The following is an 11,657-nucleotide window of genomic DNA, read 5'->3' as shown; positions in this document are numbered from 1 at the left end:
TTAGCTACCTCTGTATGTAGAGTAGCCAAACGGGCTAAGCAACAATGGGATATGATGATGTTTAGTATCTTGTAATCTAAACGTTATTTGTGCCTCTGGGTAAAACGCAGGGGTAGGTTGGTTTTGGTAATAACTATCTAAATCAAAGACTAGCTTATAGGTTGCAAATTCTACTTCTGTATTTAGCCAGTCGGTAATTCGCCCATCGGTATCGGTTGTGCCTTGGGTTAGTTGTACCCATTCGTTATTTGTAAGTTTAAATAGCTTAACAGCAACGTTTGCTGCAGGTTTTCCGGTGCTGGTATCAAGTATATGGGTGGTAATAGGGCTTTTGTTCATACTTTTATTCATAGCAATGACTCCAATCTTATTTTTGTTATTTTGGCTTGTTCGCCCGCGGCTATAGCAAGCTCTGTGCTGCAGGTGTTGTGTATGCGCTGCTCTATGAGTTCAAGCATTTGTTCGGCCGTTTTACCGGTGGCGCACACAATAAAAATAAAGCCAAACTTGCTCAGGTACTCTTTATTAAGGGCAATCATTTTGGTAAGTACGGCTTCGTTTGCTTTGCTCATACCCGATTGCTCATGGCCCGCTTTTTGTGCGGTGGCTATGTATTTTTTGCTAAGGGTTGATAAGTCGCCTATTTGCGGGTGGCCTTCGAAGGCAGCTAAATAGTCGCTCTCGCCAAGGCTATCCCATATGTTTTTTGCGCATTCATACAGCTGTTGAGCACTTTTAAATGGCATTGCTTTTACCATGGCTGCCACCCAGTTAGGGGCCGCGCAGCAATGCTCAAGTGCTTGTTTTGCTTGTGCATCATTTAGCGTATTTATTTGTAAGCTACGCATGCGTCTACTTCCTCCTGCGTGGTGCTAATTAAGGCATTTTTTAGTGTGCGCCACTGCAAGCCTTGGCGTTTTGGCGCTTGGGTTTGCATAGCCTGATAAAGGGCAATTAGCTGTCCACTAATCGAAATAGCCACTTCCATTGGTAATTTGCCCGTAATATTTTTAAGCCCAACAGGGCAGGTCATTTGTTGTATTTGAGCGGCTGTAAAATCGCGATGTGCTAGGCGTTGTTTAAAACGTTTTGCTTTAGTGTCAGAGCCAATAACGCCCAGCCAATTGGCATCAGCGCGTTTAATAATGGCTTGGGTGAGTGCAAAGTCGAGCTGGTGGTTATGGGTAAGTATTAAGTAGTTATTAGCTTTAGGCGCACGTTTTACTTGTTCTATTGGCTCTTCATCAACCACTTTTACTACGTTATTTGGAATAGCCTGTGGGAATACATCTGCGCGGCTATCTATCCAGCGTATGCGCATAGGCAGCTGTGCCAATATACCAATAAGCGCTTGTGCTACATGGCCTGCGCCATAAATGTCGAGGGTAAATCGCTCGCATTGCATGCATTCAAGCATAACGGTGGCAGCTCCGCCGCAGCACTGGCCTAAATTTGCACCTAGGTTAAATTGCTCAATTACTTGGGCGGCTTCGCCTTTGGTAAGTAGTTCGCGGGCTTTTTCTATTACTACGTATTCAAGGTGGCCACCGCCAAGAGTGTCGTAAATATGCTCGCCGCTTATTACCATTTTAGAGCCTGTGCCGCGAGGGGTTGAGCCATTTGTGCCAAGTACCGTGGCAATTACATAATTAGTGCCGCTTTGTTCGTGCTCGTTTATAGCCTGCGCCCAGTTTTGAGTATGAAAACCCTGAAACGACTCATTTAAATTAGTCATGTTGATGCTCCTTAAACCAACTAGCGGTTTGCTCAATTGCACTCAATACTCGCTCTGGGGTTGCGGGTGTATCCAATGGGGCGGTGTATTTGTAATCAGCCACACTACTTATGGCATTACGAATAGCGCTCCATACACTAAAGGCCAGCATAAATGGCGGCTCGCCTACGGCTTTTGATCTAAACACGGTGGTTTCTGGATTTGCTGAGTTATAAAGATTGACGTTAAATTCGGCAGGTGTATCGCCAATGGCTGGTATTTTGTAGTTGGCTGGGCCAAAGCTTGCAAGCTGGCCTTTATCATTCCATTGTAAGTCTTCAGTTGTTAGCCAGCCCATACCTTGCACAAAGGCGCCTTCAATTTGCCCTATATCAAGTGCTGGATTAATTGAACTGCCTACATCGTGCAGTATATCAACGCGGGTTACCGTGTTTTCGCCCGTAAGCGTATCTACTTCTACTTCACTGAGTGCTACGCCGTGAGCGTAGTAAAAAAACGGACGGCCTTCGCCTTTGGCTCTGTCGTAATGAATTTTAGGTGTGGCGTAATAACCGGTAGATGAAAGCGATATACGATTCATGTAAGCAAGGTTTGCAAGTTCACTAAAGCTTATTTCACCTTTACTAAAAGTAATGAGGTTATCTTTAAATACAACAGTGTTGCTGTCTACTTCAAAGTGCTCGGTAATAAAGTTTATTAAGCGCTCTTTTATTGTGTTTACTGCATTTAGCGCCGCCATACCGTTTAAGTCGGTACCGCTTGAAGCCGCTGTTGGCGAGGTGTTTGGTACTTTGTCGGTACGCGTAGCACTAATACTTACCGCGTTAAAATCGACCCCAAAGCCATGGGCCACAATTTGCGCAATTTTGGTGTTGAGCCCTTGGCCCATTTCGGTGCCGCCGTGGTTTAAATGTATAGAACCATCGCTATATACATGTACTAATGCACCGGCTTGGTTTAAGTGTTGTACCGTAAACGAAATACCGTATTTAACCGGCGTCATCGCAAGGCCTTTTTTGATAATAGGTGACGATACGTTAAATGCTTTAATGGCCTCTTTACGTGCCCAGTAGTCACCCGACTCCTCAAGCTGGCTTATCATATCTTTTAAAATATGTTGCTCTACGGTTTGATGGTACGGCGTGGTATCGCGGCCTTTTTTGTATAAATTAAGTTTTCGGATCTCAAGCGGATCTTTACCTAATTTGGCGGCTATATCGTCCATTATTAGCTCGCCCGTAATCATTCCCTGCGGGCCACCAAACCCTCTAAATGCGGTATGGCTTATGGTATTTACTTTACAGCGATTACCTTTAATTGTGGCGGCTGGGTAGTAGTAGGCGTTGTCGGCATGAAACATGGCACGGTCTACAATTGCATCCGATAAATCAGGCGAGTAGCCACAAAATCCGTTTACGGTAATGTCGGCACCTTCTATTAAGCCATTTTCGTCAAAACCGACATGATAGTGATTATAAAAAGGGTGGCGCTTACCGGTTAATTTAAAATCGTCGCTGCGGGCTAGGCGCATTTTTACTGCGCAGCCAAGGTGGTAAACCGCAAGAGCTGCAAGGCATGCCCATGGTGCGCCTTGGGTTTCTTTGCCGCCAAAAGCACCGCCCATACGGCGGGTTTCTACGTTTACAAAACTAAATGGCTTTTTTAAAATTTTAGCGACTAAGTGCTGCACCTCAGTAGGGTGTTGCGTAGAGCACTGAACATGAATGCCCCCGTCGTTATCAGGTTGCGCCAGCGCTATTTGGCCTTCTAAATAAAAGTGTTCTTGCCCGCCTATGTTTATTTCGCCTTTAAGCTGGTGGGCTGAGTTATTAATGGCTTGTTCGCTGTTACCACGGTTAAGTGAATGGGGCGGCCTTACCCAATGCTCTTTGCTAATAGCTTCTTTAATATCGAGTATGGGTGTGGTTTGCTCGCACTCTATAACCACTAAACGTGCCGCGCGACGTGCTATGGCGTAGCTGTCCGCAACTACTACCAGCACAGGTTGCCCGTGGTATTGAATTTCATGACTAGTGAGTAATACGTCACCTGGAAATACCGGGCCAATATCTAATTTACCCGGTACATCTTCGGCCGATAAAATACGTTTAACGCCTTCAACTGCCAGTGCGTGACTTGTATCTATTGATTTAATAAAGCCGCTTGTAACAGGGGCGAGCACTGGGTAAGCATGTAGGCAGCCGTATGGCTCCGGGTTATCGTCGGCAAAATTTGCACTGCCACAAACTTGTTTAATAGCGCTTTCGTGATATTTAGATTGCCCAACGCTACCACCTTGCGCTTTTAGTTTATCCATTTCAAAGTGACGCATGTGAGATCCTCGTAATGGCAATGTTGTTATTGTTGCGTGCTTGCGGCTCACAAAACTCAATACCAATGCGTTGTAATAAGTTTTTGCTTACCGTGGTGCGGTAATGCGCACTGCTTCTTACATCGCTCATGGGCGTAAAGTCATCGTTAATAGCCGTTGCTGCGTCTATAAAACTACTTACTTGTAATGATTGAGATATCAGCTTTTGCTCAATATGATGTGCGCGTTTAGGAATAGCAGCCATACCGCCCATAGCGCAGCGGGCTTGAGTAATCACGTTTTGTGAATGCTCTATAGCAAGTACCAAACACACGGTAGATATATCGTCTTCAAAGCGTTTTGATATTTTATGACACGCAAGTTTTAGCGACTCTGGGCGCTTTGGGATGGTGAACTTACTTATTACTTCATCGCTTTTAAGAACTGTTTTTTTGTAATCAATAAAGTAGTCGGCAACTTTAATAGTGCGCGTACCAGCGCTGCTTAATAAATCCATTGATGCATTAAGAGCGATTAAAAGGGGAGCGGGATCGCCAATCGGAGAGGCATTCCCTATGCTGCCACCGAGTGTGCCGCTGTTACGTACTTGGCTTGATCCTAAGCGTTCAAATAGCTCTTTTGACTCTGGGTAATGGTTATAAAATACCTCAACAAATTGGCTATAAGGGAGTGCTGCACCAATGTGTAGCTCACCGTTATTATCTACCAAGGTGCAAAGCTCCTTTACTTGGCTAAGGGAGATAATTACATCCGGTAAGAGCATGTTTTGGCTAAGCTCAATGGCAAAGTCGGTGCCACCAGCAACTAAATGTGCATAAGGATAAAGCGCTTTTAGCTCAACAAGTTGTTGGGCTATTTGTGGTAAGTAAAATTTGCGAGGACCATTTTTTAAAAATGGAATATCGTCATCATATTGCGTATTAAGTGATGCTTTAAATTGAGCGGCCATTGCTGAGTACGGTTCAGCTTTACGGTCATAGCTATAGGCTTTTTCTGCTGCAAGTAATATAGGGCTATAACCTGTACAACGGCATAAGTTACCGCTAAGTGCATGAATAACCGCTTTTTTACCAGGGTACGTTGGTTCATTAATATAAAGAGCCAACAAACTCATTATTATACCGGGTGTGCAAAAACCACATTGCGAACCATGGCACTCAACGAGTGCACGTTGTACGGGGTGTAAATCGGTTAAGTTTGGGTATAAACCAGTAGTCACAGCCTCTACCGTTACTATATGTTTTGCATGCGCATTACCTAATAACAATAAACAGCTGTTCATTGTTTTGTATTGCCAACTAGTTTGCCCGTTTGCATTTATACGCTCTTCACCCACTAAAATTGTGCACGCACCACAGTCGCCAGTTGCACATCCTTCTTTGGTGCCCACTTTCCCTTTTTTGGTGCGAAGCCAGTCCAAAATGGTGAGACTTGGCGAACATTCTTGTACTTCAATTGGCGTGTTATTTAATAAAAATTGAATCACACAGACCCCCTTAATTTTTATAAAGCCCTGATACATAAAGGCTTGGCGTATGTTTTTTCTTGTTGTTTGCGCACGGGTAACAAAAATACTTTTTAATCTTTAATTAGCTTATTGCAGTTACTATGCCATTGTTGACCGCTTGGTCAGTTAAGGGCGGTTGGGTTAAATTATCGAGGTATAGGTAATAACGGAGTAGCCTTAAAAATAAGGCACGGTGAAGCGAATGCTTTTACTATTTAAATCTAAAGGGGAAAATAGGGCTGGTAAAAGCACGTTAATGAAAATGCTTTGTAGTGTGGTTAAACCTGACCAAAGGGACATGTTTTTTTAATGGCCGTATAATACCAATCAACAATGAAAAATTAGGGTAGGTGTCAGCGTTATTTTTTTACGTAACTTTGCAAGTTGGATAGGTATTAGCCTATTAATCTTTGAGTCAATTTTTGTAGGCTATCTTGCATATTTTGAGTGGATAAATAGCGCTAGCTTAATTTATGGGCCTACTTATAAACAACGTGTAAAAAATACCTACTTTTAAAATAATTACCTTCTCAAATATTACCTTTCATAAAACCTAACCTCAAACTGCATTCAGTGTGAATTACAGCGTTGTTTTTAAATGTATTTTTCAAAGTTAATTCAACTTTTGAGAGATGTTTTTTTGGCACGTAAGTTGATACAACTCCTAATAAACTTTAAAAAGGAATTACCATGACTGCTGAATACTTTATGGTACTAGGGTTACTCGGTGTTGCATTTTTTGCTGTTGCAGGGGCATTGCTTGGGTATGAAAAAAACATTAGTGGCTTTGGCGTAGTAGTGGTTGCAACCGTTACAGCACTAGGGGGCGGTACCCTCAGAGATATACTTTTAAACAAACCGGTATTTTGGATTGCTACCCCGGAGTATTTGTATTCGACCTACGGGGCCGTTATAGCAACAATTGCATTTATTCGATACTTACCGCGCGTTAATAATTACTACTTTTTATTGGTAGACGCTGTTGGTATGGCGTTATTTAATATTATGGGGATAGAAAAAGCACTCATTAATGGCTCTGGCATGGTAGTCGCAATTACCATGGGTATTACTACAGGTATATTTGGTGGTTTAATACGTGACGTAATTTGCCGTGAAGTGCCAACTGTTATGCGCAGCGAACCTTACGCCTCTGCATGTTTAGCGGGTGGTGCAGTTTATGCTGCTTTATTTAGCCTTAATGTAGATTACATTTGGTGTATTTTAGGCTCATTTTTCACGACTATTTTTTTAAGATTAGGCTCTTTGCATTGGGGCTGGCATTTAACTATTTTCAGAAAAAAAGACTTCAGAGATCAAAGCGACTAATTTTAGCTACGAGTAGCCCGCGTTTGCATGTGGTACTCGTAATTATCTTCATCAATAATGGTAAAACTGAGTCGTTTATAAAGCTTTAATACTTCCTTATAATAGCCCTAAAGTTTATATTTTTAGGGCTATAGCGCTTTTAATTAGGTACGACTAAAACAAGCGCATAGAGTTAAACATGCTGGTTAAGCTAACAAAGACATTACTACCTATACACAGCACTACCAATACCCAAGTGCTTTCCACCAAAGCCCGCCAATAATTCCCCATACACTTAAATTAATAATGCTCATTATAAGGCCCATTACCCACCAGTCTTTTAATGATACATAGCCTGAGCCAAACACTATGGGAGATGTGCCCGTTGCGTAATGTGTTAACGACATCATGAGTGATGAAGCGCCAGCTAACAGTAAACCTAAAAATAAAGGCGGTGCGCCAAGCGCTAAACCTGCGGCGTAAAATGCGGCAAACATAGCAGTAATATGTGCTGTGGTACTGGCAAAAAAGTAATGAGCGTAAAAATACACAGCTACCAATATAATGGCCGATACAATCCAGTCAAAACCCAGTTGCGCAATGTTGCTCTCAACAAGTGTTGAAAACCACGTTACCAAACCTAATTTATTTAAAAAAGTGGCCATCATTACTAATGCTGAAAACCAAACAACGGTATCCCACGCAGACTTTTCTTTAAGTACATCGTCCCAGCTTAATACACCAGTCACTAATAAAACCGACAAACCTAAAAAAGCCACTGCGGTTGTGTTAACTGCGTAGTCAGCCCCTAAAATCATTGCAGGCACGCCGGCCCATAAAATAAGCAGCATGGCAAAAACACCCACCATTATTTTTTCGCCGTAACTCATTGGGCCCATTTCAGTTAATTTAGATTCTGCGTAGGTTTTAGCGTCGGGCGTACTTTTAACTTCAGGTGGGTAAATGGCATAAACAACCAAAGGCACAAGGGCAATACATAGCAAACCAGGAACAAGCGCTGCGAGTGCCCACGTACCCCAAGTAATACTAATATTTGCACCGGTAGCATCAGCAATCAGCTTTACAATTAGAGGGTTTGGCGCAGTTGCCGTAATAAACATAGCTGATGTAATAGGGTTTATATGGTAGCTCACTAAAGCAAGGTAGTGCCCAATTTTACGAGAGGTGCCTTCCTCAGGGGACGAGCCGAAGCTTGTTGCTATCGACTTCATAATTGGGTGAATAATAGCGCCGCCTCGCGCGGTATTACTTGGCGTTACAGGCGCTATAACAAGTTCAGAAAGTGCGAGTGCGTAACCAATACCAATTGTTTTTTTACCAAAAAGAGAAATAAAATTATAGCCAATGCGATTTCCCAAACCAGTTTTAGCTAAACCCCGAGATATAATAATAGCAATACCAATCAACCAAATTAATGAATTAGAAAAGCCACTTAATGCATCCTTAATAGCGCCAGATGGGCTGTCATTAGTTACGCCGGTTAACGCAACAGAAGTAATAGCTAAAATAGCAATGGCGCCGATAGGCATTGCTTTACCAATAATGGCAACTACAGTACCAATAAATAAAGCGAGCAAATGCCATGCGTTTTCGGTAACACCTTGCGGGGGCGGTACAGCAAACCAAAGTAGTAAAACAATGGCTATAGAAATCAGTCCAGAGGTAACTCGAATATCAGTACCCTTCATTAAAAATGTCCCTAAGTTTTAGAAATGCATGCATTCTGTGTATTGAAAAGGCGACGTTATTCTACTTCATTTTATAATAAAAAAAATGACGCACATCATATGAATATTAGACTTATTTAATTTTATTAATAAAGAGGTAATAAATCATAAACTAAAGTGATTGATTACATTACCCGATGAGAGCTTACGTTGTGCTTAATCAACTCTTATATTTTTAAGAGTTAGCTTGAATTGTTTTATCGACTAGCAAGGTCTTTGTAAGTCTTAACGAATACTTGGAAATACAATGAACTTAAAATTAACCAACAACGTGATTACTTTTTTATTAGCGAGTAGCTTTTTGTTACTTGGCTTATCGTTTGCGTTAGGAGCAAACCCTAATACGTTAACGGCTACGTTTAGTTTTTATGGCGTTGATTCGCTAATGTCTGTATCTGCATTAGGTTTGATTAGTGGCTCATTTATGGTTGCTTTAGCGTTTGCCACCGTGCTCGCTCACCTTAAGCTAATGAAACCTACGCCAGCACTTTTACTTGCAGCAATTATAAGTTTAGTAGCATTACTTACCTTGTTTGCCAGTAACCGTTGGATGGCTCAACTTGGCGGCTTTCCAATCATTGGTAGTGGGCAGGGCATAATTAAATACTTTGCTGTAGTGCCTTTGTATTTGTTTTTATTTTATAAAGACAAACTTACCGACAAACAACACGTACTTTTAAACTTTATACCGGTTGCCATGGTTTTATTGTGGATTGGCGGCATGAAGTTTTATGAGTTTGAAGCAAAAGGCATTGTAAGTTTAGTAGAAACCTCACCGTTTATGTCGTGGTTATACACGGTATTTAGCGTACAAGGCGCGTCTAACGTGATTGGCGGATTTGATGTATTATTTGCTGTGCTATTAGGCTTAGGGCTATTTTTAAATAATAAAAAGCTAATTATTGTAAGTGGCTTAGCGTGTTTGAGTGTATTTTTAATGACTCAAACATTCTTAATTACCGCAACCGGTGCATTTAGTGCCGCCACTTTATTAGATGGTCTCGGTATGTTTGTAATTAAAGATCTTTGGTATATAGCCAACCTTGCAGTAATTGCTAATTTAATGCTTTTTCAATCAGCTAAGTAATTTATAACGAGGCTTTATGATCAGTTGCCACCAATATGACTACATTGAAATTGCCTGTATGCACAGGCTGAATATTGAGCTTGTATTAAAAAATGGTGATGGTGTATGTGGTGTAGCCACTGATACAAAGCGCAATGCAAATAAAGACGAATGCATAGTTGTTAACGTAAATAACGAACTGCAACTCATTGTGCTCACTACAATCAGCGTACTTAAAGCGCGTGAACAAAATCCATACTTTGACCACGTGAATTTTGATGTAAAGTAAACACCTCACTCATTCGTTTTATTATAAACACCTCAGCGAGCCTGTATCATTAATATGTTAAGGCTCGCTTATCTCACCAATGCTTTAGCTAATTACGCGCTAAATGCACAAAGCCAAAATTTTTCTTCAGACTGAACTATTCATATAAACAGCTATTTTACTTTGTCCAATAACATTATTAAAAGCCGTTTTGGTGCAAAATAACAAAGGCTTTTTCATTGCATACCTAATTGTTTGTTTACATTGCAGTTATTTAGTGGAATTATTGAGCGGTGTAATATACGCCGCTTTGGGGTGTTATAACCCCCCAAAGTGGTGTTCAATAAGATGTTATACGTTTTTAGAAAATGGAGTTCAGATTTGGCTAATTATTTAAGAGATGAGTTTCTCGAAAACTTTAGTGTTACAGAGCAAATGTTAGAGCAGATCAATGAATTTCTAACTGAGCGTGAAACTAAAGCAAACGAAAAATTAAAAGAATCTGGTGCTGAACCCGATCAAGAATTAATGTTAAATTATATAATTCGTTTTGATAACCGAGGCTATAAACCGACAGATTTCTCTGAACTTCAAAAACACTACTCGCAAGCTAATTCTATTGAACGGGTTATTTTTACGCTAGATTCCGCTCAAAGCGTGAAAACTAATAGAATGTACGGGGAGCATTTTGAAATTAAAATTGATGCGAAAGATCCTAGGAATACATTTATTCAAGTTTCCTCTGATGATAGTGATTCTGTTGACTCTGTGTTTTGCGGGTTACTTGAAATAATTAAAAAAGGTAAAAATAAAAATTGGTTAGTTCGTAATACTTGGAGCCAATTAATAGTTCAGATTGCGGGCGTTGTATTTGGTTTTATATTGAGCCTAATCGCAGGCTTGCAGATTTCACCGCATATAAATATTGAAAACTCTTTTGTAATAACATTCCTTTTCGCTTTTCTAATTTTTTCCAATACTTGGGGGTTCCTTAATCAACAAATCCTTAGGTTTCTTGAGTTCTCTTTTCCAAATGTGAGGTTTATTAGACAAGATAAAAGCTCGTTAAATTGGTTATCTCAGGCATTTGTTGCTGGTATATTTGTAGCAATAACACTTTTAATTATAAGTAATGTTTTTGGGTGGCTTGGGTCAATACTAGGTAAATATATTGGTGCTTAAACGTATAACAAGTTGCTTAAACGGACACAAACAGCTGGCTGTGCTCGTACCTCGCTATTATAGCCAGCCATTTTTAGCCGCTTAGCAAAGCGTTGAGGCTGTAGAATTACTCTTTTTAGGAACGTATCCAACAATTCTTGGTTGGTTGCTTTTTAACCTTGAATCCATCTGTTCGCTGTGATCTAATAGATATTATTCACCCACGGTAAACTGTTATGGCTAACTACAAGCCTGACTTATCCTGTCAAAATAAATTCATTCCTATCAATTTCGCTGAGCAAATTCTGCCTGGCACTTTTGAGTATGCCCTTTGTTATATTGTCGAAAATAAACTCGATTTATCGGGGTTTGACGCGTGGTACAACAATGACAAAACGGGCGCTGCTGCGTATCCGCCTTCGGTAATGCTAAAGATTATTTTACTGGGCTATGCACATGGTTTGATCAGTAGCCGTCGAATTGCTAAAGCGTGTGAGACGAACATTTTATTTATGAGTGTGTCGGGAGATATCCA

11 protein-coding genes are annotated in these 11,657 nt (G+C 40.9%); 5 read left to right on the top strand and 6 right to left on the bottom strand.

The genetic code is table 11. From position 1 onward, the window contains the following. The 5 genes from uraH to xdhA are packed head-to-tail and all read right to left on the bottom strand — an operon-like array spanning nt 1 to nt 5,553. Nucleotides 1-351 carry a hydroxyisourate hydrolase gene (gene uraH / locus GQR45_RS19085; protein ID WP_033028479.1) on the bottom strand — a complete coding sequence of 117 codons (351 nt, stop codon included), beginning with the start codon at nt 349-351 and terminating at the stop codon, nt 1-3. Beyond that, nucleotides 348-848, bottom strand: coding sequence for a 2-oxo-4-hydroxy-4-carboxy-5-ureidoimidazoline decarboxylase (gene uraD / locus GQR45_RS19080; RefSeq protein ID WP_165726768.1), 501 nt, complete (start codon nt 846-848; stop codon nt 348-350). The genes uraH and uraD overlap by 4 nt, the downstream gene beginning before the upstream one ends. Then, complete coding sequence (xdhC, locus tag GQR45_RS19075; protein WP_165726767.1) at nt 830-1,735, bottom strand: xanthine dehydrogenase accessory protein XdhC; 906 nt, start codon at nt 1,733-1,735, stop codon at nt 830-832. Before xdhC ends, uraD begins: the two co-directional genes overlap by 19 nt. After that, complete coding sequence (xdhB, locus tag GQR45_RS19070; RefSeq protein ID WP_165726766.1) at nt 1,728-4,067, bottom strand: xanthine dehydrogenase molybdopterin binding subunit; 2,340 nt, start codon at nt 4,065-4,067, stop codon at nt 1,728-1,730. Before xdhB ends, xdhC begins: the two co-directional genes overlap by 8 nt. Then, nucleotides 4,054-5,553 carry a xanthine dehydrogenase small subunit gene (gene xdhA, locus GQR45_RS19065; protein ID WP_165726765.1) on the bottom strand — a complete coding sequence of 500 codons (1,500 nt, stop codon included), beginning with the start codon at nt 5,551-5,553 and terminating at the stop codon, nt 4,054-4,056. Before xdhA ends, xdhB begins: the two co-directional genes overlap by 14 nt. Nucleotides 5,554-6,264: 711 nt before the next feature. Between xdhA and GQR45_RS19060 the strand changes: the two genes are divergently transcribed. Beyond that, nucleotides 6,265-6,900, top strand: coding sequence for a trimeric intracellular cation channel family protein (locus GQR45_RS19060; protein ID WP_004334621.1), 636 nt, complete (start codon nt 6,265-6,267; stop codon nt 6,898-6,900). A 221-nt stretch (nt 6,901-7,121) separates the two neighbouring features. Here GQR45_RS19060 and GQR45_RS19055 read toward each other — a convergent pair whose 3' ends face one another. After that, a complete protein-coding gene (locus GQR45_RS19055; RefSeq protein ID WP_165726764.1) occupies nt 7,122-8,588 on the bottom strand; it encodes a DASS family sodium-coupled anion symporter in 1,467 nt (488 codons plus the stop codon). 286 nt (nt 8,589-8,874) lie between these two features. Between GQR45_RS19055 and GQR45_RS19050 the strand changes: the two genes are divergently transcribed. The 4 genes from GQR45_RS19050 to GQR45_RS19035 all read left to right on the top strand — a co-directional run. Then, complete coding sequence (locus GQR45_RS19050) at nt 8,875-9,714, top strand: DUF417 family protein (RefSeq protein WP_165726763.1); 840 nt, start codon at nt 8,875-8,877, stop codon at nt 9,712-9,714. A gap of 16 nt (nt 9,715-9,730) precedes the next feature. Beyond that, nucleotides 9,731-9,982: a Rho-binding antiterminator gene (locus GQR45_RS19045; protein WP_007378407.1), complete on the top strand. Its 252-nt coding sequence runs from the start codon at nt 9,731-9,733 to the stop codon at nt 9,980-9,982. Between the two features lie 360 nt (nt 9,983-10,342). Continuing rightward, on the top strand, nt 10,343-11,143 hold the full coding sequence (locus tag GQR45_RS19040) for a hypothetical protein (RefSeq protein WP_165726762.1): 801 nt from the start codon (nt 10,343-10,345) through the stop codon (nt 11,141-11,143). 215 nt (nt 11,144-11,358) lie between these two features. Next, nucleotides 11,359-11,657: transposase (locus GQR45_RS19035; protein ID WP_165726761.1), on the top strand; the 299-nt coding region annotated here is incomplete at its 3' end.

The organism is Pseudoalteromonas sp. SA25, assembly GCF_011378705.1.
Classification (GTDB): domain Bacteria; phylum Pseudomonadota; class Gammaproteobacteria; order Enterobacterales; family Alteromonadaceae; genus Pseudoalteromonas; species Pseudoalteromonas arctica.
Note: the sequence above shows the minus strand (reverse complement) of the source record. Positions and strands in the feature narration are given on the sequence as shown.

Coding starts and splice junctions, on each gene's coding strand:
- GQR45_RS19050 (WP_165726763.1), top strand. CDS start 8,875: ATGAACTTAAAATTAACCAACAACGTGATTACTTTTTTATTAGCGAGT.
- GQR45_RS19045 (WP_007378407.1), top strand. CDS start 9,731: ATGATCAGTTGCCACCAATATGACTACATTGAAATTGCCTGTATGCAC.
- xdhC (WP_165726767.1), bottom strand. CDS start 1,735: ATGACTAATTTAAATGAGTCGTTTCAGGGTTTTCATACTCAAAACTGG.
- uraH (WP_033028479.1), bottom strand. CDS start 351: ATGAATAAAAGTATGAACAAAAGCCCTATTACCACCCATATACTTGAT.
- uraD (WP_165726768.1), bottom strand. CDS start 848: ATGCGTAGCTTACAAATAAATACGCTAAATGATGCACAAGCAAAACAA.
- GQR45_RS19060 (WP_004334621.1), top strand. CDS start 6,265: ATGACTGCTGAATACTTTATGGTACTAGGGTTACTCGGTGTTGCATTT.
- GQR45_RS19055 (WP_165726764.1), bottom strand. CDS start 8,588: ATGAAGGGTACTGATATTCGAGTTACCTCTGGACTGATTTCTATAGCC.
- xdhB (WP_165726766.1), bottom strand. CDS start 4,067: ATGCGTCACTTTGAAATGGATAAACTAAAAGCGCAAGGTGGTAGCGTT.